Origin of the sequence: Rhizobium sullae (assembly GCF_900169785.1) — a bacterium.
Lineage (GTDB): Bacteria > Pseudomonadota > Alphaproteobacteria > Rhizobiales > Rhizobiaceae > Rhizobium > Rhizobium sullae.
In genome coordinates, this window is record NZ_FWER01000024.1 from 52,244 (window position 1) to 78,711 (window position 26,468).

General features: G+C 61.0%; 25 protein-coding genes and 3 pseudogenes. 16 read left to right on the forward strand and 12 right to left on the reverse strand.

Annotated features, from left to right (window positions below):
* Positions 1 to 92 precede the first annotated feature (92 nt).
* Complete coding sequence (locus tag BN1800_RS21425) at positions 93 to 986, forward strand: DMT family transporter (protein ID WP_087000903.1); 894 nt, start codon at positions 93 to 95, stop codon at positions 984 to 986.
* A gap of 123 nt (positions 987 to 1,109) precedes the next feature.
* On the opposite strand, the pseudogene BN1800_RS42595 reads toward BN1800_RS21425, so the two are convergent.
* Positions 1,110 to 1,187 (reverse strand): annotated as a pseudogene (locus BN1800_RS42595) (SDR family oxidoreductase); the annotation flags it as partial.
* Between the two features lie 121 nt (positions 1,188 to 1,308).
* Positions 1,309 to 2,460, reverse strand: coding sequence for a mandelate racemase/muconate lactonizing enzyme family protein (locus BN1800_RS21430; RefSeq protein WP_087000905.1), 1,152 nt, complete (start codon positions 2,458 to 2,460; stop codon positions 1,309 to 1,311).
* A gap of 119 nt (positions 2,461 to 2,579) precedes the next feature.
* Between BN1800_RS21430 and BN1800_RS21435 the strand changes: the two genes are divergently transcribed.
* The 8 genes from BN1800_RS21435 (at position 2,580) to BN1800_RS21470 (ending at position 11,501) form a co-directional block, all read left to right on the forward strand.
* Entirely contained in the window at positions 2,580 to 4,313 is a 1,734-nt protein-coding gene (locus tag BN1800_RS21435; protein ID WP_087000907.1) for an SMP-30/gluconolactonase/LRE family protein, read from the forward strand.
* Positions 4,314 to 4,342: 29 nt separating this feature from the next.
* A complete protein-coding gene (locus BN1800_RS21440; RefSeq protein ID WP_027513468.1) occupies positions 4,343 to 5,437 on the forward strand; it encodes an ABC transporter ATP-binding protein in 1,095 nt (364 codons plus the stop codon).
* On the forward strand, positions 5,434 to 6,240 hold the full coding sequence (locus BN1800_RS21445; RefSeq protein WP_087000909.1) for an SDR family NAD(P)-dependent oxidoreductase: 807 nt from the start codon (positions 5,434 to 5,436) through the stop codon (positions 6,238 to 6,240). The genes BN1800_RS21440 and BN1800_RS21445 overlap by 4 nt, the downstream gene beginning before the upstream one ends.
* Before the next feature lie 53 nt (positions 6,241 to 6,293).
* A complete protein-coding gene (locus tag BN1800_RS21450; RefSeq protein WP_179213842.1) occupies positions 6,294 to 7,568 on the forward strand; it encodes an ABC transporter substrate-binding protein in 1,275 nt (424 codons plus the stop codon).
* 62 nt (positions 7,569 to 7,630) lie between these two features.
* Positions 7,631 to 8,569, forward strand: a complete 939-nt coding sequence (locus tag BN1800_RS21455; protein WP_087000913.1) for a carbohydrate ABC transporter permease — start codon at positions 7,631 to 7,633, stop codon at positions 8,567 to 8,569.
* Between the two features lies 1 nt (position 8,570).
* Positions 8,571 to 9,407 (forward strand): carbohydrate ABC transporter permease, encoded by an 837-nt coding sequence (locus BN1800_RS21460; protein ID WP_087000915.1) that lies wholly within the window; start codon positions 8,571 to 8,573, stop codon positions 9,405 to 9,407.
* Entirely contained in the window at positions 9,404 to 10,315 is a 912-nt protein-coding gene (locus BN1800_RS21465) for a dihydrodipicolinate synthase family protein (RefSeq protein ID WP_087000917.1), read from the forward strand. Before BN1800_RS21460 ends, BN1800_RS21465 begins: the two co-directional genes overlap by 4 nt.
* Positions 10,316 to 10,325: 10 nt before the next feature.
* Positions 10,326 to 11,501, forward strand: coding sequence for a mandelate racemase/muconate lactonizing enzyme family protein (locus BN1800_RS21470; protein ID WP_087000919.1), 1,176 nt, complete (start codon positions 10,326 to 10,328; stop codon positions 11,499 to 11,501).
* 85 nt (positions 11,502 to 11,586) lie between these two features.
* Here the strand turns inward: BN1800_RS21470 and BN1800_RS21475 are convergent, their stop codons facing one another.
* From BN1800_RS21475 to ehuB, 5 genes are all read right to left on the reverse strand, one after another.
* On the reverse strand, positions 11,587 to 12,318 hold the full coding sequence (locus BN1800_RS21475; protein WP_179213843.1) for a GntR family transcriptional regulator: 732 nt from the start codon (positions 12,316 to 12,318) through the stop codon (positions 11,587 to 11,589).
* A 2-nt stretch (positions 12,319 to 12,320) separates the two neighbouring features.
* Positions 12,321 to 13,100, reverse strand: coding sequence for an ectoine/hydroxyectoine ABC transporter ATP-binding protein EhuA (gene ehuA, locus BN1800_RS21480; RefSeq protein ID WP_087000923.1), 780 nt, complete (start codon positions 13,098 to 13,100; stop codon positions 12,321 to 12,323).
* A gap of 2 nt (positions 13,101 to 13,102) precedes the next feature.
* A complete protein-coding gene (gene ehuD / locus BN1800_RS21485) occupies positions 13,103 to 13,756 on the reverse strand; it encodes an ectoine/hydroxyectoine ABC transporter permease subunit EhuD (protein ID WP_087000925.1) in 654 nt (217 codons plus the stop codon).
* On the reverse strand, positions 13,753 to 14,481 hold the full coding sequence (ehuC, locus tag BN1800_RS21490; RefSeq protein ID WP_087000927.1) for an ectoine/hydroxyectoine ABC transporter permease subunit EhuC: 729 nt from the start codon (positions 14,479 to 14,481) through the stop codon (positions 13,753 to 13,755). The genes ehuD and ehuC overlap by 4 nt, the downstream gene beginning before the upstream one ends.
* A gap of 62 nt (positions 14,482 to 14,543) precedes the next feature.
* Positions 14,544 to 15,407, reverse strand: coding sequence for an ectoine/hydroxyectoine ABC transporter substrate-binding protein EhuB (gene ehuB, locus BN1800_RS21495; protein WP_087000929.1), 864 nt, complete (start codon positions 15,405 to 15,407; stop codon positions 14,544 to 14,546).
* Positions 15,408 to 15,602: 195 nt separating this feature from the next.
* Between ehuB and BN1800_RS21500 the strand changes: the two genes are divergently transcribed.
* The 6 genes from BN1800_RS21500 to BN1800_RS21525 are packed head-to-tail and all read left to right on the forward strand — an operon-like array spanning position 15,603 to position 22,972.
* Positions 15,603 to 16,784: a M24 family metallopeptidase gene (locus tag BN1800_RS21500; RefSeq protein ID WP_087000931.1), complete on the forward strand. Its 1,182-nt coding sequence runs from the start codon at positions 15,603 to 15,605 to the stop codon at positions 16,782 to 16,784.
* Positions 16,785 to 16,842: 58 nt separating this feature from the next.
* Positions 16,843 to 17,991, forward strand: coding sequence for a M24 family metallopeptidase (locus BN1800_RS21505; RefSeq protein ID WP_087000933.1), 1,149 nt, complete (start codon positions 16,843 to 16,845; stop codon positions 17,989 to 17,991).
* Positions 17,992 to 18,000: 9 nt separating this feature from the next.
* The gene (locus tag BN1800_RS21510; protein ID WP_087000935.1) at positions 18,001 to 19,257 is read left to right on the forward strand and encodes a sarcosine oxidase subunit beta family protein; all 1,257 of its coding nucleotides are present in this window, start codon (positions 18,001 to 18,003) and stop codon (positions 19,255 to 19,257) included.
* A 10-nt stretch (positions 19,258 to 19,267) separates the two neighbouring features.
* Positions 19,268 to 19,534 carry a sarcosine oxidase subunit delta gene (locus BN1800_RS21515; protein ID WP_087000937.1) on the forward strand — a complete coding sequence of 89 codons (267 nt, stop codon included), beginning with the start codon at positions 19,268 to 19,270 and terminating at the stop codon, positions 19,532 to 19,534.
* Positions 19,531 to 22,470 carry a sarcosine oxidase subunit alpha family protein gene (locus tag BN1800_RS21520; RefSeq protein WP_244564590.1) on the forward strand — a complete coding sequence of 980 codons (2,940 nt, stop codon included), beginning with the start codon at positions 19,531 to 19,533 and terminating at the stop codon, positions 22,468 to 22,470. The genes BN1800_RS21515 and BN1800_RS21520 overlap by 4 nt, the downstream gene beginning before the upstream one ends.
* Entirely contained in the window at positions 22,463 to 22,972 is a 510-nt protein-coding gene (locus BN1800_RS21525; protein WP_087000939.1) for an aminomethyltransferase family protein, read from the forward strand. Before BN1800_RS21520 ends, BN1800_RS21525 begins: the two co-directional genes overlap by 8 nt.
* Positions 22,973 to 23,263: 291 nt before the next feature.
* Here the strand turns inward: BN1800_RS21525 and BN1800_RS21530 are convergent, their stop codons facing one another.
* Both BN1800_RS21530 and BN1800_RS21535 read right to left on the reverse strand, forming a co-directional pair.
* On the reverse strand, positions 23,264 to 23,905 hold the full coding sequence (locus tag BN1800_RS21530) for an RES domain-containing protein (RefSeq protein WP_087000941.1): 642 nt from the start codon (positions 23,903 to 23,905) through the stop codon (positions 23,264 to 23,266).
* Complete coding sequence (locus BN1800_RS21535; RefSeq protein ID WP_087000943.1) at positions 23,902 to 24,678, reverse strand: hypothetical protein; 777 nt, start codon at positions 24,676 to 24,678, stop codon at positions 23,902 to 23,904. Before BN1800_RS21535 ends, BN1800_RS21530 begins: the two co-directional genes overlap by 4 nt.
* Before the next feature lie 89 nt (positions 24,679 to 24,767).
* Between BN1800_RS21535 and BN1800_RS21540 the strand changes: the two are divergent.
* Positions 24,768 to 24,970, forward strand: a pseudogene (locus tag BN1800_RS21540) (PIN domain-containing protein); the annotation flags it as partial.
* A 238-nt stretch (positions 24,971 to 25,208) separates the two neighbouring features.
* Here BN1800_RS21540 and BN1800_RS21545 read toward each other — a convergent pair.
* From BN1800_RS21545 to BN1800_RS40460, 3 genes and pseudogenes are all read right to left on the reverse strand, one after another.
* Positions 25,209 to 25,478 carry a hypothetical protein gene (locus BN1800_RS21545; protein WP_143534040.1) on the reverse strand — a complete coding sequence of 90 codons (270 nt, stop codon included), beginning with the start codon at positions 25,476 to 25,478 and terminating at the stop codon, positions 25,209 to 25,211.
* Positions 25,479 to 25,522: 44 nt separating this feature from the next.
* Positions 25,523 to 25,678, reverse strand: a pseudogene (locus tag BN1800_RS21550) (molybdopterin-binding protein); the annotation flags it as partial.
* Positions 25,679 to 26,384: 706 nt separating this feature from the next.
* The coding region (locus BN1800_RS40460) for a YjiS-like domain-containing protein (protein WP_143534042.1) at positions 26,385 to 26,468 on the reverse strand (84 nt) is incomplete at its 5' end.

Sequence of the window (26,468 nt, forward strand, 5' to 3'; positions counted from 1 at the left end):
AAAATCCGATGGCAGTCATCTCAACTATTCGTTTGCCTGATGTCAAGAACAAGCGCAATCAGAGGCATCAGACCTCTGGTTCGGGAAAACCGATGTCATCCCAAACAGGCGCCCGTCCGTTCGGCCTCAGCGAGCATGACAAGGGCGTGATTCTTGTCGCCGCCGCGACGCTCGCTTGGAGCGCAAGCGGCGTCTACTCACGACTGCTGACGACCGATGCTTTTACAGCGATCGCGTGGCGGTCATTGTTCGGGGGACTGTTCCTTCTCATTCCGAGCTTCTTCCTCGAAGGAGGAATGTCCAAGCGGCAGTGGCGCTCGGTCTTGCGCCCGTCAGGTCTCGCGATGATCGCCTGCCAGACCTTCAGCCAGGCATGTTTCATCGGCGCACTTTATACGACGAGCGTGGCGAATGTCGCCGTCATCTACGCGACAGCCCCGTTCATCGCGGCCCTGCTGGGCTGGCTTTTGCTGAGGGAGCGCGTGACGAGGCGCACGATGGCCGCAGGCGCCGTCTGTCTGCTCGGCGTGATGGTCATCGTCGGTTCATCAGTCGGGGGCGGCACGGGTCTCGGCGATCTGCTGGCACTTGGTATGACGGCCTCTTTTGCGATGATCATCATCATTCCCCGGATCAACCCGGGCGTGCCGAGTCTGCCCTCCACTATCGTCAGCGCCTTTCTCACGCTGGCGCTCTTTGCGCCCTTCGGCTCGGTCGGCTCCCTCGATTTCCACAACTGGATCGTCCTCGCTGCCTTTGGCGCAACCAATTTCTCCATCGCTCTCGTACTCTTCCTCGCCGGCGCAAGACATATGCCTCCCGCTAAAGCTGCGCTTATCGGAACATTGGAGATCGTCCTCACTCCGATGTGGGTATGGCTCTTCTTCGCGGAACGTCCGCCTGTTGCGACTTTCGCCGGTGGCGCACTGATCTTGGTCGCTGTGGTTTGGCATATCCTGGTGGAAGCCAGGCGTGATGGGCGTTAGCAGCGAGCGCTGGTCACTGGATGACAATCGCCCTGTCGCCGAATTCGGCGCGGGCGGCTTCGAGACTAGCCGCGCGGCTCTCCCGGTCAGGGCGACACGGGCGCCTTCGGCGAACTTGCGGACCGCGACCAACGCCTTGTGACAATCTTCCGAACGGACGTCGCCGGCCATCGCGATGGCGTCGCCCGATTCTGCCTTGATCCGGCAACGGGGCCGCTGGTTCCAGCCACCCGGGACGTGGTCTTGCGACATGGGATACCAAACGAGGTGCTCGCGCAGCTCGGCGTCGTCCGCAGATAATGCGAGCTTCCAGCCCGTCGCTTCAATATGCTGGTTTGACGGGAAACCAATCCGCGCGCTGCTTATCGAGGTATGCGCCGGCAATGTCGGAAACGCGATATCTCTCGAGGGATCCCTCATCGATGACAACACCGAGCCCTGGCTCCTCGGGCACCTCAAAGCGGCCGTCAGCCAGTACCGGCGGATTGGCACAGATATCGCCACCGAGATAGGCCCGTTCGGTGTCGATCGCGATGGAGAGGTTGGGGATCGAGGCGGCAAGATGGATATAGGCGGATTGCGAGAGCGCCAGTTCCGCGCCGGAGTGTAGTGTCACAGGAATGCCGACGGCCTCGCAGATCGCGGCTGCCTTGATCGTCTGCCACAGGCCGCCTGCCTCGTGCGGATCGAGCAGCACGACATCGGCAGCCTGTGCGCGGACGATATTGCCGATATCGGAAAGCGTGTAGGCGCTTTCGTCGAGCGCGATCGGCACGGGACTTCCCGCGACAAGTGCGGCATGGCCGGCGAGATCATCGAGTTCCAGCGGCTGCTCCACATAGGCGGGATCGAAGGGCTTCAGCTTTTCGAGCTGCCGCTTGGCTGTCGCGATGTTCCAGGCGCCGTTGACGTCGAGGCGCAGCGGCCGGCCGCCGATGACATTGCGCGCCGTCTCAGTAAGCAGGATATCGCTCTTCTCGTCGAAGCCGATCTTCACCTTGAACGTTTCGTAGCCGGAATCGAGGAAACGCTGCAGCCGCGGCTTGAGTGCCGCCGGATCGTTGGTGAAGAGATAGGCTGCCGCTTCGACATCCTTGCGCCAGCGGCCTCCCCACAATGCGTAGAGCGGCAGTCCCGCCTGCTTGCCGAGCGCATCCCACATCGCCATTTCCAAAGCAGCGATTGCCATCACCGCGGCACGCTTGTGGTGATAGAAGCCAGCGCCGAGCACATGGCGGTGGAGCCGCTCGACATCGGTGACCGGATAGCCGATGGCAAGCGGTGCGACGACATCCGCAAAGACGGCCGGTACGTTGGCGATCAGGGAGATGGTCTCGCCCCAGCCGGTGATTCCCGCGTCCGTTTCTATCCTGCAGACGAGCCGCGTCGTGCCGATCCGGCGTCCGGAGCCCCAGAGGATATCCTCCGTAAAGGGCACGCGTATCAACCAGTGGAACACTTTCGTAATGCGCATTCTCTCTCCTCCCCGACAGAGCGAACCGGCGCATCCGTCACATTTGATGTTGACATGGAACTTAGTTCCAAGATATTCGATCGGTCAAGGGCGGAGAGGATTTCGCCGCGGGAGACGTCATGAGCAAGGTGCAACTGAGCATCGACACGGCCGAGCGCGATACGGTTGGCGGGGAGGGACATGGCGTTCCCGGCGTTCAGGCGCTGACGCGCGGCATCCAGATCGTCGAGGCCGTTTCAGCCGAGCCGCGCGGCCTGCGTTTCACCCAACTGCTGGACGAGACACAGTTGCCGAAGGGCACGCTGCACCGCCTGCTGCAGGCTCTCGTCGACGAACGGCTGCTCGCCTTCGACAGCCGTGACCAGGTCTATCGCCTGGCGCCGCGTCTCTTCCAATGGGCGCACAAGGTCTGGGACAATTTCGACCTGCGCGGTGCCGCCGAGCCGGAGCTCGAGCGCCTGCGCGACATGACCGGCGAGGCGATCCGGCTCGGCGTGCTCGACGGCTCGATGGTGCTCTACATCGATCAGCGCGAGGTGCCGCAGCCGCTCCGCCTCAACAACGGCGTCGGCGGGCGTGCCGCGCCGCACGCGAGCGGCATCGGCAAGGCGATCCTTGCTCATCTTTCGCTCGAAAAGCGCCGGGCGCTGCTTGCCGACATCGAGCTCGAGCGGCTAACGCCGAACACCATCATCGATGTCGAGGAGCTGCAGCGTCAGCTCGACCTCACCAAGGCGCGCGGCTATGCGGTCTCGGTCGACGAGCAGAATACCGGCATCTCCTCCGTGGCCGCGCCGGTCCTCAACCATCGCGGCGAGCCGATCGGCGCGATCGGGATCATCGGCCCGTCCTTCCGGCTTCCCGTCGATCGCCTGCACGCGTTCGGACGCGACGTGATCGAGGCCGCACGCCGGACATCCGGCAATTTCGGAGAATTCGCAATGTCGCTCGCCGTCAAGCCGCGCCCGCTCGGGCCGGATCGCTCCGATGTCCGCTGCGTGATCCCGGCAAGCACGTTTCTCGGCGAGGGGCCGCACTGGTCGGCGAGGGAAAACAAGCTCTATTTCGTCGATATTCTGGCACCTGCCGTCTGTACTGGCGATACCGTCAAGGGCACCTATACGACGATGCAAGTGCCGGAGCTGATCGGCTTCGTCATTCCGCGCAAGCGCGGCGGCTTCGTCGCCGCCATGCATGGCGAGATCCGCGGCCTCGATCTTACCTCGGGCGAGATCACGACACTTTCGCGGCCCGAAGCGGATCGACCCGGCAATCGCTTCAACGACGGCAAGTGCGATAGGGCGGGCCGCCTTTGGGCAGGCACGCTGGCGATCGACACCTCTCCCGACCAGGGCCGTCTCTGGCGTCTCGATCCGGATGGCCGCACCCATGAGATGGATCGCGGCTTTCACGTCTCGAACGGCCTCGGCTGGAGCCCCGACGACAAGACCTTCTACTTCACCGACACGGCCAAGCAGACGATCTATGCCTATGATTTCGATCTCGAAACCGGCGCGATTGCCAACCGGCGCATCTTCGTTGCCGTGCCGGAGGCGGAGGGCAAGCCGGACGGGCTGACGGTCGATGCGCAAGGCTTCGTGTGGAGCGCCCATTGGGACGGCTGGTGCGTCACGCGCTACGACCCGGACGGCAAGGTGGAGCGGGTGATCAACCTGCCGGTGCCGCGTCCAACGAGTTGCGTCTTCGGCGGCCCGGATATGCAGACGCTTTTCGTCACTTCAGCGCGGATACGGCTTTCGGCAGCACAGCTTGCCGACGCTCCGCTTTCCGGCAGCGTCTTTGCCATCGATACGGGCATCAGGGGTCTGCAGGACCCGATGTTCGGCGGCTGAGAATGGTTGATATTGGGGAGGAGGAATGAATGGCCAAACTGGAACTCAGCGGGATCAGGAAATCCTTTGGTGCCGTGGACGTGCTGAAGGGGATCGATCTCACTGTCGAAGATGGTGAATTCGTCGCCTTCGTTGGCCCTTCCGGCTGCGGAAAGTCGACGCTGCTGCGGCTCATCTGCGGGCTCGACGAGATCACCGCCGGCCAGATGGCGATTGACGGGGAGATCGTCAACGACGTTCCGCCGGCCAAGCGCGGCATCGCCATGGTTTTCCAGTCCTATGCGCTCTATCCGCATATGACGGTTGCCGGCAACATGGGCTATGCGCTGAGGCTCGCCGGAGTGCCGAAGGAGGAAATCCACAGCCGCGTGGCAGCCGCCGCCAAGGTGCTGCGCATCGAGACCTATCTCGACCGCAAGCCACGGCAGCTTTCCGGCGGCCAACGCCAGCGCGTCGCAATCGGCCGCGCCATCGTGCGCGAACCGCGCATCTTCCTCTTCGACGAACCGCTGTCGAACCTCGATGCGGCGTTGCGCGTGGAAATGCGCATCGAGATCGCCCGCATGAAGGAAGAGCTTGGCACGACCATGGTCTACGTCACGCACGACCAGATCGAGGCGATGACGCTTGCCGACAAGATCGTGGTGCTGAACGGCGGCACGGTCGAGCAGGTCGGCTCGCCGCTCGATCTTTACAACAAGCCGGTCAACCGCTTCGTCGCCGGCTTCATCGGCAGTCCGCGCATGAACTTCCTGACGCTCGGCGCCCGCAAGGCCGACAACGTTCATGCCGTATCCGGCGGCGAGATCCGCCTGGCGGCGAAGCTATCCGAAGCGCCGGCCGAGATCGGCATCCGGCCCGAACACATCTCCCTGACGGCCCGCGGCGCGCCGGATTCGCTTGCCGGCAAGGTAACGATGACCGAGCATCTCGGTTCCGACACTTACGCCTATGTCGCTCTCGACGGCTCGCAGGACGTGCTCGTCGTGCGCCTTTCCGGCGAAAAGGCGATCAAGCGCAACGAGCCGATCGGCGTCCATGCCGATCCCGGCATGGCGCATGTCTTTTCCGCGGCCGGTCTGTCGCTTGCCTCCGCTCGTCCCGTCTCGCTGGAGGCTGCATGACCACCCATCCCGAACTCGTTGCGAAAGTTCAAGTCGAGGCCGCTCGCTATCCGAGCCTCGCCGGCAAGGGCGTCATCATCACCGGCGGCGGCTCCGGCATCGGCGCTTCGCTGGTGGAGCATTTCGCCGCCCAGGGCTGCAAGGTCGGCTTCATCGAGCTCAATGGCGAACTGGCGGCAGAAAACGCCAAGGCCGTCGACGACCGGACGGGCAACAAGCCGGCATTCCGTGTCGCTGATCTTCGCAACATCGAGGCGCTCCGTCGCGCTGTGGGAGAGCTTTCCGCCGAGATCGGCCCGGTCCGCATCCTTGTTAACAATGCCGGCAACGACGATCGTCTGCCGCTCGAGGAGGTAACGCCGGAATACTGGGACGACCGCTTCGCGACCAATCTGCGCCATCAGTTTTTCGCGGCGCAGGCTTTGATCGACGGCATGGCGCAAGCCGGCGGCGGGGCGATCATCAACATGGGGTCGATCTCCTGGATGCGTGGCGCGGCAGGGCTGATCTTCTACACCACCGCCAAAGCCGCCGTCATGGGCATGACCAAGTCGCTTGCCCGCGAGGTCGGCATCCGCAACATCCGGGTCAATTCCATCGCCCCTGGCTGGGTGCTGACCGAGCGCCAGGTGGAGCGGGCCAAGCGCATCTACCAGGGCAAGTTTTCCGAGTATCTCGAGGCGCAATGCCTCAAGGAGCATGTTCTGCCGCCCGATATCGCTCGCATGGCGCTGTTCCTTGCGGCCGACGACTCGCGGCTCGTTACCGGCCAGACCTTCATCGTCGATGGCGGCGTCGTCTGAAACATTTGTCCGATTGAAAGTTGAAACACAGTTCCACAATGGGAGGAGGAACAATGAAAATGAGGAAACTGGTCACGGCGACGCTCGCCGTCAGCATGTTCGCGATGGGGGCCGCTCGCGCCGCCGATTTGAGCTGGATGGGCTACAGCTATGCCGAGGAATCGGCAAAGCCATCCGTTGAGAAGATCATCGCGGGCTTCACGGCCAAGACGGGTAAGACGGTGGAGCCGATCCCGTCCGCCTTCGGCGACTTGCAGAAGAACGTGCTCTTGCGGGCCCGCTCCAAGACGCTGCCGAGCGTCGTCCAGATTTCCGAGCGCTGGTTGCCCTCGCTCAGCAAGCTGCCCGGCCTCGTCGATTACAACACGGTCTTCGGCAAGGAAAATCTCGAAAAGATCTATGCGCCCGAGGCGCTCGCCATGGGTCAGATCGACGGCAAGCAGCTTGCCGTGCCGCTGATGTCCGGTTCGATCGGCATGGTCGCCAACCAGGCGGCACTGACCAAGGCCGGCATCACCGACCTGCCGACCACAGTCGAGGAATTCAAGGCCGACCTGGTCGCGATCCGCGACAAGGTGCCGAATTCGGTGCCCTATGCCATGGCGACCAAGAACAACAGCGACATTCTCGTCGATTTCCTGACCTGGGAATATGTCTTCGGTGCACATGTCATCGATCCTGAGGGAAAGGTGGTGGTCGACAGCGACGCCAGCCGCAAGGCGCTCGCCTTCCTCGTCGATCTCATGAAGGAGCGGCTCGTTGCACCCGAGATCGGCCGGCCGGATGCCCGCCGTCTCGTGGGCCAAAGCGCTGCCGCCTTCTATCTCGATGCACCGCAGTCGCGCACCTTCCTGCGCAGCTTCTCCGGCCAAGGGCCAGCCTTCGACGCCAACATCAAGCCAATGCAGGTGCCGGTCGAAAAGGCGGGTGATACGCCGGTCTCGATCCAGTGGGCGCATCTGATCATCTCCTTCGCCCAGAACAGCCCGCCGACGAAGGAGGATGCGAACATGCAGTTCATTGCTTATCTCGGCGACGATGCGGTGGAGACGCAATTTCCGGTCGAGCAGAGCGCGCTGCCCGGCACCAAATCCGCCCGCGCCAACCCGCTCGTCGCAAGCGATGCCTATCTCAGCGCCTGGGCGAAGAACAACACCCATCCGCGGCGCAACGAAGTCGGCATCTGGAGCAATGGCGGCGAGCTGACCGACATCCTGGCCCAGGAGGTGCAGGCGGCCCTTCTCGGCCAGAAGAGCCCGGATGAGGCGATCAGCTCGATGAGCACGCGCATGAAGGCCTCGATGACCAAGGCCGGCCACGCGCAATAGGGCCCGACGCCCTGGCGGCCGCGAGCCGACTTGCGGCTGCCCTTTCATGACAGGAGGAGAAGATGACCGACGTGATGCAGGCGCCTGGCCGCCTCGACTATCCCGTGTCGCCGCACGCCCGCAAAGGCGGGCTGGAGGCGGCGCAGCGCCGCATCGGCATGCTGATGCTGGCGCCGGCGGCGATCGCCTTTTCAATCATCATCCTCTATCCGTTTGTCCAGGCGCTCGGCCTGTCGTTCTTCGAAGATACGCTGCAGACGATCGAGCCGACCTTCATCGGACTTGCGAATTTTAAGGCCATCCTCACCGATCCGGAGACCTGGCAGTCATTCGGCATCACCGTCATCTATGTCGGCGGTGCGACGATCGGCACGGTGGTGCTCGGCCTAGGCTGGGCGCTGATCCTCAACCAGCCGTTCAGAGGCCGCAGGGTAATCCGCGCACTAACGATCATGCCCTGGGTGGTGCCGAGCACAGTCAGCGCCTTCGTCTGGGCCTGGATCTTCAACAGCCGTTTCGGCGTCATCAACGGCGTGCTCCTCGAGCTTGGGCTTATCGACGTGCCGCAGGCCTGGCTTTCCACGCCAGAGGGCGCACTTGCCGCTGTCATCCTCACCCGCATCTGGCGATCGATCCCGCTCTTCATGGCCTTCTTCCTCGCCGGCCTGCAGAATGTCGACCAGGAGCAGATCGACGCAGCACGCGTCGACGGCGCCGGCAATTTCGCCATCCTGCGCGATCACCTGCTGCCGCATCTGAGGCCGGTGCTGATCGTCGTCGTGGTGCTCGGCGTCATCGGCGGCCTGCAGGATTTTGACACGATCTTCGCACTGACGGGTGGCGGACCGGTGCGGGCAACCTCGGTGCTCTCCATCTCCGTCTATCGCAAGGCATTCGAGCAATGGGACATCGGCATGGCCTCGGCCATGGGCGTGCTCTGGGTCGCGACGCTGCTGCCGCCCGCCTATTTCTATCTCCGCATGCTAGTGAAGGGGCGCTGAGATGTTCGATCTTTCCAGCCGCGCGGCCAAGCTCGTCTTCGGCGGCACCATTCTGCTGATCGGCTTCTATCTGTTCTTTCCGATCTACTGGATGATCATCTCCTCGCTGAAGGCCAATGAGGAGCTCTACCAGGTCCTGCCGACCTTCTTTCCGAGGAACCTGACGCTTTCCCATTACTGGTCGCTGATGACCGAGAGCCAGCTCGGGCTCTATCTCTTGAACAGCCTGATCACGTCGGGCGCGAGCGCGACGATCAACACCATCCTGGCGATCTACGCTGGATACAGCTTCGCCAAGTACCGCTATCCCGGACGCCAGCCGATCATGCTCTTCATGCTCTCTGCGCAGATGTTCCCCTTCGGCCTGCTGCTCATCAGCATTTATCCGGTCATGACCGATTTCGGCCTGCTCGACACGCGGCCGGGGCTGATCCTGAGCTACATCGTCTTTGCCCTGCCGGTCGCCGTCTACATGCTCTACAGCTATTTCAGCCAGGTGCCGGACGAGCTCATCGATGCGGCGCGCGCCGATGGGGCCAGCGACTTCCGCATCTTCCACACGATCGTCATCCCGATCTCGATCCCGCCGATCGTCACCGTCTTCCTTTATTCCTTCATGTGGAGCTGGAACGATCTGCTCTATTCGATGACGCTGATCGTCTCGGAGGACAAGCGCACCATCGGTCCCGGTCTGCTGCTTACCTATCTCAACGAAACCAATGCCGACTGGGGCGGCGCCATGGCGGCATCCCTCGTCGTCTCGGCCCCGATTGTCGCGGCCTTCATGTTCCTCCAACGCTATTTCATTCAGGGCGTCACTGCCGGAGCTGTCAAATGACCACGAAACTTGCCGGGTCCTTCCCTGTGCTTCCCACCCCCTTTTGCAACGACGGCACGATCGACGAGCCGGATTTCCTTGCTGTCATCGATTTCGCCATCGAGAGCGGTTCCGACGGCGTCGTCTATCCGGGCGTGGCGAGCGAGGTGGATACGCTGACGCCGGAGGAGCGTCGGCGTCAGGTGGTCCTGCTCGGCGAGCGCATCGCCGGCCGGATCCCGATCGTCATCGGCGCGAGCGACCCTGACCCGAAAGCCGCCGCCCGCCATATCGCCCAGGCGGCCGAAATCGGTGCTGCGGCTGCGATGGTCATGGCGCCGCTCCATCTCGCTAACGACATCGCCGCCCAGATCGCTTATTTCAAGGAAGTCTCCGCCGGAGCCGGCGTGCCGATCATGCTGCAGAACCAGCCGAAGCCGATCGGCGCGGGACTGACGCCGGAGGAGGTGGCCGGGATCGCGAGCGCGGTGTCGGCAATCCGCTACATCAAGGAGGAGACACCTCCCTGCGGCCAGCATCTGACCCGCATCAAGGCGGCCGCCAACGGTTCGCTCGAGGCGATCTTCGGCGGTGCCGGCGGGCGCTATATCACCGACGAGCTCGCCAGGGGCGCGGCAGGCACGATGCCGGCCAGCGAGCTTGCCGACATCCATGCCGCCCTCGTGCATGCCTGGCAGCAGGGCGATGTGAAGACGGCGAGAAAGCTCTATTCTGCCTCGCTGCCACTTCTGAATTTCCAGGCGATCTTCCGCATGCACATGACCAAGGAGGTGTTGCGCCGGCGCGGCATCATCAGGAATGTCTTCGTGCGTGGCAAAGGCCCGAAATTCGACGACGGCGACCGCGCCGAGCTTGCGGCGCTGATCGCGGATGCCGAGCTGCCCTATAAGCATCACATACCGAGCTGAGGTCGAAGACATGGGCAAGAACATCGTCGATGCGATCGTTTCAGTTGAAACCTTCATTATCTCCATTCCGCGCGAGGTGCCCTATCTCGGGCCGCTGAAGGAAGGCGAGGCGATCAACGGGCGCGGCTATCTCATCCGCAAGGGCAACCGCACGATCTATCCTTCCGCCGACATGACGCTGCTGGTGAAGGTGACCGGAGAGAGCGGTAGGGTCGGTTGGGGCGAGTGCTACGGCATCGTGGCACCGGAGGCGACCAAGGCGATCATTGACGACGTGCTCGGCCCCGTCATCATCGGCCGCGACCCGGCGGGCGCCGTCGTCATCCATGAGGACCTTTACGATCTGATGCGGGTGAGGGGGTTTTTTGGCGGCTACTATCTCGATGCGCTGGCGGGCGTTGACATCGCGCTCTGGGATCTTGCCGGCAAGGGCCTCGGCGTTCCCGTTTCGACGCTGCTTGGCGGGCGTCGCCACGATGCGATCCCCGCTTATGTCTCGGGCCTGCCGCGCGCGACGATCAAGGAGCGCTGCGACCTTGCCGTCGAGTGGACCGGCAGGGGCTACAAGGGCATCAAGTTTGCCGCGGCGGTGTCAGATGAAGGCATCGTCAAGGAGATGGCGGCGCTGCGGGAGGCGGTCGGTCCGGACGTCGACGTCATGGTCGACCTGCACTGGAAATTCGAGGCGGCGGAGGCGATCCGGCTCATCCGCAGGCTGGAGCCCTACAATCTTTACTTTGCCGAGGCGCCCTGCCAGCCAGAAAATCTTGAAGGACAGGCGCGCGTCGCGCAGGGCATCGGCGTGCCGCTGGCGCTCGGCGAGGAGCTGCGCACGGCTTACGAATACCGTCCGCGCTTCGAGGCGCGGGCGATGAGCATCGTCCAGCCGGAGGTCGGCCACTCCGGCATCTCGGAATTCATCCAGATCGGCCGCATGGCGCAGGCGTTCCACATGAACGTCATTCCCCATGCCTCGATCAGCATCGGCATCTTCATGGCTGCCAGCCTTCAGGCAGCGTCAGCACTTCAGAATGTTCCCTATCACGAATACCAGCACTCCGTTTTTGACCGAAACCTCGATTTCGTTACCGGAGACATGGCATGCCAGGAGGGCTATTACACGATACCGACAGGAAGCGGACTTGGCGTCGAGCCGCATGACCATCTTTTCGAATATATCAAGTAGAAGCACCTGGCGGGACAATATGGACGGGGCCGCACGCTCGCGCGGAGACGAACGCCGGCATCGATCGGTCGCCCGGCGCCTTGCGTCATGTCCGAATAGCGTCTGCGGAGAGCTCCGTCTTGTCGGCATAGTTCATTATTCGATGAAAGCTCATCGAGATATGGGCGCGGCGTATGTATCCGATTGCTTCCCAGTCGCCTATCTCGGCTGCAGAGAGAACCGCCTGCATTTCACTGCGAAAGGCGGCAAACTCTTCGGCCAAACCGAGCTTCGGCATCATCTTCAGCACGACCCGCACGACCTGATAATAAAGCCGCTCGCTGATTTCCCTGAGCGGCAGATTCCCCGTGAAGGCCCGGATCTCGGCGAAGAATGCCATGTTCAGCAGCAAAAAAGCCTTCTGTGTCGGGTTCTGCATCGCGGCATCGCATCGTGCGATGAGCGACCTGATCCGTTCCAGATCCTTCGCATCACGCGGCACGGGAGAAAGCTTGCCGATAAGAAGGGCGAGTTCCATCCGAAGATGGTAGATTTGCACCACTTCGTTGATGTCGGGATCGGTAACGATCGTGCCCACCCCATGGACCGATTCCACGAGTCCTTCGGATTCCAGCCTCGCCAGAACACGCCTCACGGGCGTGCGGCTCGTGGAGAATTCTTTTGCCAACTCTTCTTCGGACAAGCGGCTGCTCGGCGCGTATTCGAGCAGGCAGATACGGTCCCTAAGGGTGTAGTATATCCGATCGAACCTCTCGCGGGCCGACCCGGACGGAAGAGGTTCGATGCTGGCCGTGTCGCTGGGTGTTTCAGTTTGCAATGCTATCCCGCTTGCAAGACAGCGTTGAGAAACTGCCTCGTCCTTTCGTTCTTAGGATTCCCGAAGATTTCCGCCGGAGGCCCCTGCTCGCAAATCTTGCCCTGATAGAAGAAACACACCCTGTCGGAGAATTCCTTGGCGAACCCCATCTGATGGGTGACCATCAACATGGTCAGGTCATGTTCGGTGCCGACCTTCCTTATCACCTGAAGAACTTCCCCGACAAGTTCAGGGTCCAGCGCGGAGGTGACTTCGTCGAACAGCATGATCTTTGGCCGCATCGCAAGCGCGCGCGCGATTGCGACGCGCTGCTGCTGGCCTCCGGAAAGTTGCGCAGGGTAATGGTCCTTCTTTGTTGAAAGCCCCACCATGTCGAGCAACTCCGCAGCTCGCTCTTCGGCCTCCCGGCGCTTCATTCCAAGCACCGTGATCGGAGCTTCGATGCAGTTTCCCATCGCGGTCATGTGCGGGAACAGATTGAAGGACTGGAACACCATGCCGATCTTCGCCCGGATGCGGCGTATGTGCTTGGCGGTTGCCGGCACGAGCCGTCCGTCCTTTTTCATATGGGTCATTGGCTCGCCGTCGACCCAGAGCACGCCGTCGTTGATGGATTCCAGGGTCATCAGCATGCGAAGCACGGTGGTCTTGCCCGAGCCGGAAGGACCGATGATCGATACTTTTTCGCCGTAGCCGATATCGAGATTGAGATTGTCGAGAACGCTGAACGTGCCGTACCGTTTTGAGACGTTTTCGAAACGAACCATTGGCATGTCGGTCATTATTAGTATCTCCACTTGAGCCATGATTCGAGCAGTCGCACCATGCTCGCCGAAACCAGGCTCATACCCAAAAAGAAGACGCCAACGAGTGTGACGGGCTCTGTGTAGCGGAAGGTCTCCGATCCGATGATCTTTGCGGTCTGCATGAGTTCAAGAACCGCGATCGCCGAGAGCAGGGGTGTTTCCTTGAAAAGCGCGATCAGGTAGTTGCCCAGTGCTGGAACCACGGGAGGCAGAGCCTGCGGCAGAATGATATCCCGAAACGTGCGCCAGGAAGAGAGGTTGAGGGCGATCGAGGCTTCCCACTGCCCTCTGGGCACGTTCTCGAAGCCGGCCCGGTACACTTCCGAGCAATAGGCGGCATAGTGGATGCCGATCGCCAGCACGCCCGCCGTAAACGCGTCGAGCACGATGCCAGCCTTCGGCAGCACGAAGAAGAGAAAGAAGATCTGGATGAGCAGCGGCGTCGATCGGATAAGTTCAACAAGGACCGTGACCGCCACGCCGGCGAGCGGGAAAGCGAGCCTTATCGAGGCGAGCAGAAGGCCGAGCGTTGCGGCAATGACAAAGCCGAGCACGGTTGCTTCGACGGTCACGATGGCGGCCCGGCCGAGTACCGGCAGAATCTCGAACGTAAATGCCCAGTCCCACATCAGGCGGCCTTTCCGCGTGTCATTCCTTGCCCAGCGCGTTGTTCAAGAACGCGCATAGCGATTGTGACGGTCAGAGAAATGGCGAGATAGATCAGCAGGACGAGCGTGAACACCTGCACGGTCTTCAGCGTCGTCTGGTTCATCTGCTGGGCCTTGAACGTCAGGTCCGCCAATGTGATCAACGAAACAAGCGAAGTCGACTTGACGAGTTCAATCAACAGGTTGCCCCAAGGCGGGATCATCGCTGCGAAGGCCTGCGGCAATATGATCCGGCGGAGCATCTGTCCCCTAGACATGTTCAGCGCGACGGATGCCTCCCACTGTCCACGTGCCACCGAAATAATGGCACCTCTGACGACTTCAGCGCCATACGCACCGATATTGAGGCCGAGCGCTAGAACGGCCACGACAAAGGCGTCGAGAGAAACGCCGAACTGGGGAAGCACGAAATAGAGCCAGAAGAGCTGCACAAGTGCCGACGTTCCGCGGAATATCTCGATGTATGCCGACGACAGCCATCGTATTGGGAGGGGAGCATAGAGTTTTGCGAGTGCCGCGACGAAGGCCATAAAAATCGCCACGATGGCTGCCAGCAACGTGATCTCGACAGTCAGGACTGCACCTTGGAGCAGACCTGGCAAGAAAAGCCAGTATTCATCGTTCAATGAAAGCAGCAAAATTAGAAGCAGCGTTGCAGCAAGCATTGCGGCGAGCATACGAATCCACATCTGCGTCCCTCGTCATAGGGGATTTGGAAAGGCGGCGCTGCCGCGCCGCCGGCCATACGGCATCATTCGCCTTCGCAGAGTTCCTTCGTCGTCTTGTTCGGAAGGTATCCTTTCCCGAAGCCGAGGGGCTCAACAAGTGCAATATGCTCAGGCGTTCCCAAAAAGGCGGCAAGTTCCTTGTTGAAAGCGTCCACGAGATCGGCGTCTTCCTTTCGGAATCCGAAGCCGCCATGTCCTTTCACTGACTTACCAGCAACCTCGCCGAAGGGTTCGGTCGACTCCACACCGTCTGCCTTCTTGGCCATGTCGGCGATCGACAGCGCGGTCAACGCGGCGGCGTCCGCTCGCCCGGACTGAACGGCGGCGACGAGGCTGGACTGGTCGGGTAGGGAGACGACCTGTGCCGCCGCGAGCCCCGCGTCCTTGGCGTAACCGCCTTCCACCGCACCGGCCATGACGGCAAGCTTCAGATCCTTGTTCGATGCAAGGGTGGAATAGTCCTTGATCGCCTTGGGGTTGCCCTTGGCAACCAGCATGGCCTGCCCGATGCCATAGGAGGGCTCGGAAAACGCGATCTCGGCGCAGCGTTTTGGATTGATGAACATTCCTGCGGCGATGATGTCGAAACGCCCCGCCTTGAGGCCGGGAATGAGGGATCCGAATTCCGTGAGAACGCCGTCAACCTCGGCGATGCCCATTTTCTTGAGTACGGCCTTGGCGACTTCCGGAGCCTCTCCGGAGAGCTTGCCATCCGGCGTTGCGAAACCGAAGGGCGACTCGTTGGCAAATCCGATGCGGATATAACCCGCAGCCTTCGCTTTTTCGAGCGTGGATTCCGCATGGGCATGGATGCCGAAAGATACGGTGGCGATCGTCAGCGCGGCGGCCCTGAGAGCGTTCCTGCGGGAGATGAGCGTTTTAAACATGGGTTCCCCTTTTTTCGTTTGGTGGTCGCCTGGACGGCAGATGCCTTCAGGTGAAAGAAGTATACATCTGTCTTGCAATTTGGCAAGAAAAACCCAGAAAGTCGGCAACAGATCCGCATAAAGGCGAGCAATGTTGCATGTTGCAGAAAATGATGTACACATCTATGCGATGCCATATGGTGAAAGGGAGATGTCGTGAACAGACGATCTGTTTTTACCAAAGCGGAGTTTTCCCGACGGATTCGCGAAGTGAAGCAGCGGATGGAGCGGGCGAGCTTCGATCTCCTGGTCTGCCAGGATCCGGCCAACATGAGCTGGCTCACCGGTTACGACGGCTGGTCCTTTTATGTTCCGCAATGCGTGCTTGTGCACCTCGACGAGGAGCTGCCGATCTGGTTCGGCCGGGCGCAGGACGAGAAGAGCGCACGCCTGACCACCGGACTGCCTGCGCGCAACATTGTGCCCTTTTCCGAATATCTCGTGCAGAACCCGGATGGGCATCCTTTCGATGAACTCGCAGAACTCGTCCGTCTGAGAGGCTGGGGCAGGGCGCGCATCGGAGTAGAAATGGATGCACATTATTATACGGCGCGCTGCCATGCCCATCTCGTCAAAGGCCTGCCGGGGGCGAGATTTTCCAACAACGGAGACCTCGTCAACTGGGCACGTCTGATCAAATCCGAACCGGAGCTGGCGTTGATGCGAGAGGCGGGAACGATCTGCTCGCATGCGATGGACCGGGCGATCGGCAAGATGCATCCCGGCGTCCCGCAGAATGAGGTTATCGCCGAACTCTATCATGCCCAGATCATGGGCGTGGATGGTCTTGGCGGAGACTATGCCGCGATCTGTCCGCTGATGCCGGTCGGCGACGGAACGGCGACGCCGCATCTGACTTGGACCGAAGCTCCGTTGCCTCAATCGGGACTTGCGATCCTCGAGATCGCCGGCGTGAGGCGGCGCTACCATGCAGCCCTCACGCGCACAGTGCATTTTGGCAAACCGCCGCAGGTCTATCTCGACATCGCAAAAGCGATCGTGGACGGCGTGGACGCCGGTCTCGAGAAGGCCCGCTCCGGCAGAACCGCCGAGGAGGTGGAGGCGGCGTGGCAGTCGGTCCTGCGCAGCCGGGGACTGAAAAAGGAAAGCCGGGTCGGCTATCCGATCGGTCTTGCCTATCCGCCGGACTGGGGCGAGCGGACGGTAAGCCTGCGGCCGGGCGACAGGACGGAACTGCAGCCTGGCATGTGCTTCCACATGATGGCGGGCGTTTGGCTTGATGATTTCGGCCTGGCGATTTCGGAATCCTTCGTCGTGACCGACAAGGGCGGCGAGAAGCTGTGTGCGTCGCCGCGTGAGCTGATCGTCATCGAATAGACATTCCCGCAACTCGGCCGGATTCGGCCGATTGCGGATAAAGAAAAGAGAGACTGACATGGACGGCAATCCCTTTACCGATGGCGAAATTGCGCGCCGTCTCGACGCGGTACGCACTGGGCTCGCCGAGCAAGAACTGGACGCTGCGGTTTTTGCATCGCCGGAGAACGTTTTCTATCTCACGGGCCTCGACCACTGGGGCTATTTCGCGCCCCATCTTCTCGTCGTGCCGCTTGAAGGGGAGCCCACGCTCATCACCCGCGCAATGGAGCGGGTCACGATAGAAAGCCATGTCCGTGCCGCCGGCTTCCGCGGTCACAGCGACAGCGAAACCGCCGCCGACCTTGCTTCGCGGGTCCTTGGTGAGAAGGGTTTCGCCGGCAAGCGGATCGGTCTTGAGTACTGGACGGCGGGATTGAGCCATGGCCTTGCTTTGCGCCTGAAATCTCTGCTGAGTGCCGACTGGCGCGATGTCTCCGGGCTGGTTGATCGCCTGCGGCTTGTAAAGAGCACCGAGGAGCAGGGCCTCATACGGCGGGCTGCGGCAATTACCGATCTGGCGGCGGCTGCTGCCATCGAGATGATCACGGATGGTGCCGACGAGCGTGACGTTGCCGCCGCATGCATCGCTGCGATGACCCGGGCGGGCGGTCATGTGCCCGGCTTCGGCCCGTTCATCCGTCCGGCATCGAGGCTCGGCGAGGAGCATACGACCTGGGGAGGAGGGCAATACCGCAAGGGCGAGCCGGTCTTTGTCGAGCTTTCCGGGTGCATCTCCCGTTATCACGCGCCCCTCGGACGCTTGATCCGGCTTGGCGGGATCAGCGATAACGACGCGCGCATGGCGGACGTGACGGCAAGGGCGTTCAACGCCGTTCTCGGAGCGCTCAAGCCGGGCGCGCTTGCCCGCGATGTCTACGCGGCTTGGCAGGGTGCGGTCGACGAAGCAGGGCTTTCCCACTACCGGCGGCATCACTGCGGTTACTGCGTCGGCGTCGGCCAGCCGCCGTCGTGGACGGGCGGAAACTCGGTGACGGGTCTCAGGCACGATTCCGATCTCGAGATCCGTACCGGCATGAGCTTCCACATTCTGTCCTGGCTGATGGGCACGGGCCAGGGCGACGACTTCGTTTCCAACACCGTGCTTTTGACGGAAGACGGTCCCGAGGTGCTCACCCGCACGCCGCTGGGTCCGATTGTTCGATAGGACTACCCCATGGGCCGCTATTCGATTTTCTCGCTGCTGCGCCATGCAGCCAAAGGCAACAGAGGCTGGCAACGCGCCTGGCGTGCTGCCAGCCCGAAGCCGTCGTATGACGTCATCATCATTGGAGGTGGCGGGCACGGCCTCGCCACCGCCTTCTATCTTGCGGAAAACCACGGTGTCCGCAACGTTGCCGTCCTGGAAAAGGGATATATCGGCGGCGGCAACGTCGGGCGCAACACCACGGTTATTCGATCGAACTACCTGCTCGACGGCAATACCCAGTTTTACGAATATTCCATGAAACTTTGGGAAGGCCTGTCGGCCGCCCTGAACTTCAACGTCATGTTTTCACAGCGCGGCCAGTTGGTCACGGCGCATTCGGCCGACCAGCTCGACGCATTCGCTCATCGTGCCAACATCATGCGCTCGAACGGCATCGACGCCGACATTCTCGACCGGCAGCAGGTCCGAAAGCTCGTTCCTTACCTTGATTTTTCCGAAACAGCACGGTTTCCGATCCATGGCGCAATCTTTCAAGGCCGTGCCGGAACGGCCCGTCACGACGCCGTCGCGTGGGGCTATGCGCGGGCAGCTAGCTGCCACGGCGTGGACATCATAGAGGGCTGCGAAGTAACGGGCTTTCTTCGCGATGATGAACGGATCGTCGGCGTCGAGACGACACGCGGCCGTATCGGGGCCGGGCGGGTCGGTCTCGCAGTGGCCGGCCACACCTCCGTCCTCGGTCAGAAGGCCGGTCTCGAACTTCCGATCGAAAGCCATCTCCTCCAGGCATTCGTGACGGAGCCGGTCAAGCCTTTGGTCAACCATGTCATCGCCTATGGCGCTGACCATTTCTATCTCAGTCAGTCCGACAAGGGCGGCCTGGTCTTCGGCGGCAATCTTGATGGATACAATTCCTACGCACAGCGCGGCAACACGGGAGTGCTGCGTGAAGTCTGCGAGGCAGCGATCGCGCTGATGCCGAACATATCCCGGCTTCGTCTGCTTCGACACTGGGGCGGGATCATGGATATGACGCCGGACGCAAGCCCTATCATCTCGCCCACGCCCGTCGAGGGTCTCTATCTGAACGGCGGCTGGTGCTACGGCGGATTCAAGGCGACTCCTGCGTCGGGCTGGTGCTTTGCGCACATGCTAGCAACCGGGAAGACACATCCCCTCATCGAAGGCTACGGGCTCGACCGCTTCCGTACCGGATATTTGCTTGACGAAGCGGGTGCGGGCCCCTTCGCCTGGCTTCAGTAGGAGAGCGAAAATGCTTCGTATCGAATGCCCTTGTTGCGGCATCCGCGACCATGGCGAATTCCGCTACGGCGGTGACGCCGCTGTCGAGCGGCCGGCCCATGACAATTCCGACCCCGATGCCTGGTATCGATATGTGTATGTGAGGTCGAATCCGGAAGGTCTGCACCAGGAATTTTGGCAGCATGTTCTGGGGTGCCGTCAATGGCTCGTCGTAGAGCGGGACACGGTCACGCATTCCATCCGTTCGGTCAGTTTTTCCAGAAGGCAACGGGCATGACATTGATCGACAAGCGTCTTCCTTCGGGCGGATATCTGGACCGCTCGCAGACATTGAAGTTCACCTTCGACGGCCGCCAGCTCTTCGGTCTCAAGGGGGACACTCTGGCTTCCGCCCTGCTTGCCAACGGAGTGACGCTGGTCGGCAGAAGCTTCAAGTATCATCGTCCACGCGGCATCCTGTCTGCAGGCGCGGAAGAACCGAATGCCCTGGTCACAGTCGGCACCGGTGGACGCCGGGAGCCGAACCTTCCGGCCACGACGATCGAGCTCACGGCGGGGCTGGATGCGGCCAGCCAGAACAATTGGCCGTCCCTGCGTTTCGATTTGCAAAGTATAAACGGCCTGTTCGGCCCGCTTCTCTCGTCGGGATTCTACTACAAGACCTTCATGGGACCGACCCGCAGCGCGTGGATGTTCTACGAACATTTCATCCGCAAGGCTGCGGGCCTCGGCAAGGCTTCGATGGAACCCGATCCTGATTTTTATGACGCCCGCGACGATTTCACCGACGTGGCGGTGGTCGGCAGCGGTTCGGCTGGCCTTTGCGCCGCAAGGGCCGCCGCCGAGGCAGGAGCACGCGTGCTGCTGATAGAGCAGGATTTCGAAATCGGCGGCCGGCTGCTTTCCGATCCGGCAGCGGCGGCATGGCTGAACACGATACGGGCGGAACTGGCGACAATGTCGAACGTTCGCGTGATGACCCGTACCGCAGCTTTCGGCCAGTATGACGGGAATACGCTTGCCCTCATCGAGGATGCCAACCCCATTGTGGAGGGTGCGGCACGCGTGGCGCGGAAGACATTCACGTTGCTGCACACCAAGAGCATCGTATTTTCCACTGGTGCTATCGAGAGGCCGCTGGTTTTCTCCAACAACGACAGGCCGGGCGTGATGCTGAGTTCGGCAATCCGGACCTATGTCAACCGCTACGCTGTTCTTCCGGGCAAGGAGGTCGTCATAGCGGCCGTTGATGACCACGCCTATCTGACCGCCTTCGACCTGGTTTCCAATGGCGCGCGCGTCACGATCGCCGACGCACGGCAATCGGCCACGCCGCAACTCGTCGCTAAGGCGCGACGCCTGGGTGCCGACGTGCATCTTGAAACGGGCATCGCAGCTGCAAAAGGCAAGCTGGGCGTTCGGGCAGCTGTGCTCGAAGGAAAAAAGGGGCGCGTGGAGGTAGCCTGCGATCTCGTCGGCATGTCGGCCGGCTGGTCGCCAGTCCTGCATCTGACATCGCATCAGGGGGTAAAGCCTGTCTACAGGCCGGACATCGACGCCTTCGTTCCGGGGCAATTGTCCGAAAGCCAATTTGTCGCGGGTGCGGTCGCCGGAAGTGCCACCATCCGTGCCGCCGTTGCAGAGGGCTGTCGCGTCGGCCGCGCCGCCGCTGCCATCGCCGGATGGCATGGAAAGGTCTGCGAAGCGCCCGCGCTGGAACTGGAGGAAATAGACGGCCTGATCGCCGCTTACACGCCGGCCTTGGGCCTGCGCAAGGCATTTGTCGATTTGCAGATGGATGTGACCCTCGACGACATTCAACTGGCGCAGCGGGAGGGTTATCAATCGGTCGAACATCTCAAACGCTACACCACGCTCGGAATGGGGACAGACCAGGGAAAAACCAGCAATGTCAATGCGCTGAAAGCGATGGCGAAGCTGCGCGGCTTGCCGGTCCCGGCAACGGGAACGACAACATTCCGTCCGCCTTATACGCCGGTTTCGATCGGTGCCGTCGCCGGAGGGGCGATCGGCCATCACTTCCGCCCCTTCCGTCTGACCCCCATGCATGACTGGCATGTCGCGAATGGCGCTGAAATGCTTGAGGTTGGGCTCTGGATGCGTCCGTGGTTCTTTCAGGCTTCCGGAACGGAGGTCAACGCGGCCTATGTGAACGAGATGCGGCACGTGCGATCGGCAGCCGGGCTGATGGACATTTCCACGCTTGGCAAGATCGAGATTCAGGGGCCCGACGCTGCCGCTTTCCTCGACAGGGTGTACGCGAATGGCTTTGCGAGTCTCAAAGTCGGCCGTGCACGTTACGGCGTCATGCTGCGCGACGACGGCATCGTCTTCGACGACGGAACAACCACGCGCCTCGACCAGGACCGTTTCTTCATGACGACCTCCACTGGCAAGGCGGCGGACGTGCTCTCCTGGCTCGAATTCCTGCTGGACACCGCATGGCCGGACTTGCGGGTTTCGGTTTCGTCAGTCACCGATGAATGGGCAGGCATGTCCGTCGCAGGTCCCGAAAGCCGCAAGATACTGGCAGCCGCGTTTCCCGATATCGATGTCTCGAACGAGGCTCTGCCCCACATGGGCCTTGCCGAGGGAACGTTTTGCGGCAGCAGTTTGAGAATCATGCGCCTGAGCTATTCGGGTGAGCGCGCCTACGAGATTTACGTCGGAGCATCGAACGGGGAAGCCGCATGGCTGCATGTCCTGGAGGTCGGGGCGCAGTATCGGCTGAAACCCTATGGAGTCGAGGCTCTTGGTGCCTTGCGGATCGAAAAGGGCCATGTGGCGGGCCCCGAAATCGACGGCAGAACGACACTGGCCGATCTTGGCATGGCAAGGATGGTCGCGAAGCGGGCGACCTACGTCGGCGAGGTCCTGAGCCGCCGCGATGCGTTTCGGGCCGCCGACCGGCAACGATTGGTGGGCCTGAAATGCAGCGAATCCGGAAAACGGCTTCGCGGTGGAGCCATTCTGTTTGCGCCCGGCGATTTGCTGGAAGGGCACGGCCGCGGCCGCGTGACATCCGTGACCTACAGTCCGGAACTCGATTGCTACATAGGTCTCGCCCTGCTTGCTGCGGATGTCATGGGCGACGAGGTCGTCGCAGTCTATCCGATGAAAAGCGAAACAGTGCGAGCGAAGGTGGTTTCCCCCGCCTTCCTGGATTCTGCCGGAGAACGCATGCATGGTTGAGATTCATTCTTCGGAACCCATGGTCCTCAAGCAATCGCCCTGCCCGCTGATACAGTACGAGGCATGGGATCTCGAGCTTCGTTCTTTCGAGGCGGCATTGGCGCAGAAAATAGACGGCCCTGTGCCGGGGAGGGTGGGAGAGATCGCCGTCCGCGATGACCTGAAGGTCGTCCGTGCGGCGCCGCGCCGATTCTGGCTCTTCCCTGCTGCGCGGGGCGCGGGCGCGTTCAGCATTCCGCCGGAACTGGGCTACGGACTCGATCTCAGCGAAGGGCGCGTACGCATCCAGGTCATCACGCCGCATTTGCGGGACCTTCTTTCCACGTGCCTGCCGATCGATTGGGACACGACCGAGGGGGTGGCGACGTTCTCGTCATTTCACCACATCCCGGTCATGTTCACGCGATCCTCCAACTTCGAGGGCGAGTTCGTCGTGCCGCGAAGCTTTGCGAGAAGCATCTCGCATTGGCTATGCTCCAGGCCTGTCGGAACGGCCCCGTAGACTTCAAGTCCACCGACGTTTCGCGTTCCAAAACCCCGAGCTCAGTGGCGATCAGGAATGCGGGGATTTAGGTCAGCCTTCGGACTGATTCCTGGAGATCGACTGGCTGGTATTCCATGACCATGCGACAGGCCTTTGCCGCTTCATTCTCTGGTCCAACGGGACGATCGCATCGCCGAGAGCAAATGAATTCAGTCTGTGGTCGAACCTGCAATGATGGTCATTTTCCGCTTCCCCCGGGTTTCCGGACTTTCGGAAAAATGGAGGCGGCGGCAGGCTCGGAAACGATGCTCAGATAATCGTAATTCCCGCGCGCTTGCCGTAGCCTCTCAACTCCAGAAGAAGATTGGGGTTCGTGGCAACATCGATACAATCCAAAACATCGAAGTCGCTCTCTCGGACACGATCTCCAAAAAGGATGAGGCAGCTCTCTGGATCGCATTGGCGCGACGTCCAAATAAGGCCTTTGATATCGGGAAATGCCGTATGCAGAGCCTGGGCCCACCGCGCGGTTTTTTGATAGGTCGACTTTGGTGTTTCGATCAAATTCATGCGGGCAATGTTCCAGGCTTTGAGGTCCGGCGAATAAAGTTTTGCGACAGCGAGGTCTTTATTTGGCGCGATTCTGCTGACGCTTCGCGATTGGACCGTACTCAAGCGGACGGTTTTAAATCGTGCGATAGGAGCAATGTCATGAAATATGCTCTCGAATGCGGCTGCTTCCCGGCCGGTCGCCGCGTAAAGCGATGGAACACATGTGCCACTCGCGTCTGCGAATGGCGCAAATCTGGTCGGTTGTCCAAGGAACGGATTGAACTGACTGGAGCGAAATGCAGCCGCATGCGTCCGATGAAGCACCGATCCGGATCTAATCGTTGCGATATTGACGGTTGCAAACGCAGCCGGCGGAGGAGGAACTTTGTTCCCCCTCACCCAATAACCTCCTCATGTTCATTCTTCGCCGCAGCTACCAAGGCGTCTGCATTATCGAGGAGATCGATAGGTGCAGCATCTTCTAGCCAGCCATTCGAAGAGACGAACCATAACGCCTTCTGCCAGGCTGTCATGGATTGGGGAAGCGCTGCCAGAACCTGCTTTATGGTTGGGTGCGGTCGGCCGTCCTGAAACTGAAACGCCGGGAAGAATTCAGAGCCTCGATGCTGAACGGAAATGATTTCGCCATTCTTCTTCCAGCGCGCTGCTGTAGCGTAACTGTTCTTCGCGCTGGAGCCAGACTGCTTTCCAACGTCGATACTACTCAGTTGAGGCAACTCGTGCACAAAGCGATCACGTAACTCAAGGTTGTCTGCCGCGAGCACGCCACGCGCATCTTCGAGTTCATCTGGCAAAAGCACTTCCGCTAATTTGCCTATGGCTGCTTCCAGTCGATTCTCTTCGACCGTACCGCTTACCCGAACAAGTGCGTCAGCGAAAGTTTTCACGGACTCCTTGCCTGCCTCGGTTAGATTACGGTGGAGACGCAGAACGACGGAGTCGCCGAATGCGATTTCGGCCACCGCATTGGCGAACCGCTGTAGCTCTTGTTCAGTTCCTTCGACGCGCAAAGTCTTGCCTTTCCGGAATGGACCCAGAGCCTCAAGGATTGCAGCCGACAGTTTCGCCTGGATAGCGCTTGTATCTCTGTTGGGGATTGCCGGCGAAGCTACGTCATCTATCAGTATGGCATGCTCGAAGAGCGGTTGCATTAGAATGCCTCGTGATTTCAGTGACGAATACTCTATATCACTTATGTCACGGCCTTGTCGATCTCAAGTTATCGCGTCAGCGATCCGCGCTGCTCGATACAGGGAATGTCGTTATGAACCGGCCCGCTGTAGAGGCTGGGCTTGCGCTACTGGAAGCTGGTGGCGATTTCGCAGATGGCATCATCGCCCATGAGGGCACATGGCGCGGCGGCGAAACCTTTGTGTCTTTCGACAGGAAGGCCGTGAGGCTCCTTCCCAACAACAAGGGCAAGCCGCGCAGTTCCTTTCTTGAGCCGGCAGGCCTCCTGCAAAAGGCGGCCCGAAGGCCGCCCGAGGAGGTGTGCAATCGCGGATGGCCAGACGGCCAGCGGCAGAGCTTCCGGGCGTCAGGACCAAGTCGTAGCCCTTGCCTTCTCGTGGGGAACAGCATGCCGACCTGTTCCCGCATGCATCAGAAACGGCCGTACGCCAAATGTGGTGGCGAGTGGTGGATTAGTGCCATCCGCCGCTCGCCAACCTTGCATGGAATGTCACATCTTGCCCATGCTTTTCATGGCGTTGCCCATGTGCATCTTGCAGTCGTCCATCTTCTCGGCCTTCATGGCATCCTTGGCCATCATCATTTCCTTCGACGCCATTTCCTTCTTCTCCTTCATCGTCGGATCGGTCATGGCGTCCACGTCGCTTTGAATTTTCATCATCGAAGCGTCGTCGCATTTCGCCGTCATCGCGTCCTGTGCATAGACCGGCAACGCGAATGCCGATGCCAGGCAGACGGCGGCGATTGTGATCTTCAACATTGTCTTCTCCTCAATGTGGGCATCATTGCCCGTTGCAAAGCTGCTTAAATCCCGGCGTACCACTCGTAGCCGCGATCTTCCCAAAACCCGCCCTTTCCGCCCCAGAGACCGGCAAAGCTGTCTCTGATCTCGATCCTCATCAGGTATTTTGCGTGCTTGTAGCCAAGGTGCCGTTCGACGCGCAGGCGAAGCGGCACGCCGATGCGCGTGACTGTCGAATGGCGGTGAATGAAAGTCTTAGTCGGTGCTGACGGCGGTGCATCGTTATAGTCGTCGGTCGTCGCGATGGTCCTTCCTCGATGTCTAGTCACGTGACGTTCCACAGCAGGTACGGAGCGCGAGGAGGATTTGTTACAGCGAGGAAGGATTAATTTTCCGCAGCCGGATGACAGGAGCGCCATGAATGTCGGCGTTCATCTGGCTGCCGGACGGCATCGCCGAGAGGCGAGGTTCGCTAGACCGAGAGCGAATGTCAGGCCGAGAGCTACAACACCTAGTGGCCGGTTGCCGGTCGACACAGGCCGGAGGCTGACCGGTTTAAGCAGACAGCCCGGAAACGAAAAAGCCTGCCGCGGGAGGAGGTGCGGCAGGCTTTTCGAAAAGAACCGAACAGCGACGGGGGAGGAGTGCCGCTGTTCCTACAGACGCCCCTGGGAGGAGGAGTGGGCCGTCTGAGACACGAAGCTTTGCGGGAGGAGGTGCATTGCTTCGTCGAGAACGATCATAGGCGATCACGTGGTATTGGATAGGCGTTATGTTGCACTGCAGCTATGCAAGAAACACACGCCACAAGGCGCGCGACAAGGCACAATCCAACAGAGTGCGCAACCGAGACAGCTGACGCAAAAACGCCCGCGTGATGAGCGGGCGTCGAGCAGTCGCAAGCGAGTTGGGTTCCAGCGCTATTTAGCGAGCGAGCGATCCCCGGGCAATGCTGCGGATGTCGGCGCGGTCGATACCGAGGTCCTGCAGTTCACGGCTGGACATGCG

What these genes read in the sequence shown, in the direction of transcription:
- BN1800_RS21425 (WP_087000903.1), top strand. Translation starts at nt 93, where the DNA reads ATGTCATCCCAAACAGGCGCCCGTCCGTTCGGCCTCAGCGAGCATGAC.
- BN1800_RS21430 (WP_087000905.1), bottom strand. Translation starts at nt 2,460, where the DNA reads ATGCGCATTACGAAAGTGTTCCACTGGTTGATACGCGTGCCCTTTACG.
- BN1800_RS21435 (WP_087000907.1), top strand. Translation starts at nt 2,580, where the DNA reads ATGAGCAAGGTGCAACTGAGCATCGACACGGCCGAGCGCGATACGGTT.
- BN1800_RS21440 (WP_027513468.1), top strand. Translation starts at nt 4,343, where the DNA reads ATGGCCAAACTGGAACTCAGCGGGATCAGGAAATCCTTTGGTGCCGTG.
- BN1800_RS21445 (WP_087000909.1), top strand. Translation starts at nt 5,434, where the DNA reads ATGACCACCCATCCCGAACTCGTTGCGAAAGTTCAAGTCGAGGCCGCT.
- BN1800_RS21450 (WP_179213842.1), top strand. Translation starts at nt 6,294, where the DNA reads ATGAAAATGAGGAAACTGGTCACGGCGACGCTCGCCGTCAGCATGTTC.
- BN1800_RS21455 (WP_087000913.1), top strand. Translation starts at nt 7,631, where the DNA reads ATGACCGACGTGATGCAGGCGCCTGGCCGCCTCGACTATCCCGTGTCG.
- BN1800_RS21460 (WP_087000915.1), top strand. Translation starts at nt 8,571, where the DNA reads ATGTTCGATCTTTCCAGCCGCGCGGCCAAGCTCGTCTTCGGCGGCACC.
- BN1800_RS21465 (WP_087000917.1), top strand. Translation starts at nt 9,404, where the DNA reads ATGACCACGAAACTTGCCGGGTCCTTCCCTGTGCTTCCCACCCCCTTT.
- BN1800_RS21470 (WP_087000919.1), top strand. Translation starts at nt 10,326, where the DNA reads ATGGGCAAGAACATCGTCGATGCGATCGTTTCAGTTGAAACCTTCATT.
- ehuA (WP_087000923.1), bottom strand. Translation starts at nt 13,100, where the DNA reads ATGACCGACATGCCAATGGTTCGTTTCGAAAACGTCTCAAAACGGTAC.
- ehuC (WP_087000927.1), bottom strand. Translation starts at nt 14,481, where the DNA reads ATGTGGATTCGTATGCTCGCCGCAATGCTTGCTGCAACGCTGCTTCTA.
- ehuB (WP_087000929.1), bottom strand. Translation starts at nt 15,407, where the DNA reads ATGTTTAAAACGCTCATCTCCCGCAGGAACGCTCTCAGGGCCGCCGCG.
- BN1800_RS21505 (WP_087000933.1), top strand. Translation starts at nt 16,843, where the DNA reads ATGGACGGCAATCCCTTTACCGATGGCGAAATTGCGCGCCGTCTCGAC.
- BN1800_RS21510 (WP_087000935.1), top strand. Translation starts at nt 18,001, where the DNA reads ATGGGCCGCTATTCGATTTTCTCGCTGCTGCGCCATGCAGCCAAAGGC.
- BN1800_RS21515 (WP_087000937.1), top strand. Translation starts at nt 19,268, where the DNA reads ATGCTTCGTATCGAATGCCCTTGTTGCGGCATCCGCGACCATGGCGAA.
- BN1800_RS21520 (WP_244564590.1), top strand. Translation starts at nt 19,531, where the DNA reads ATGACATTGATCGACAAGCGTCTTCCTTCGGGCGGATATCTGGACCGC.
- BN1800_RS21525 (WP_087000939.1), top strand. Translation starts at nt 22,463, where the DNA reads ATGGTTGAGATTCATTCTTCGGAACCCATGGTCCTCAAGCAATCGCCC.
- BN1800_RS21535 (WP_087000943.1), bottom strand. Translation starts at nt 24,678, where the DNA reads ATGCAACCGCTCTTCGAGCATGCCATACTGATAGATGACGTAGCTTCG.
- BN1800_RS21545 (WP_143534040.1), bottom strand. Translation starts at nt 25,478, where the DNA reads ATGTTGAAGATCACAATCGCCGCCGTCTGCCTGGCATCGGCATTCGCG.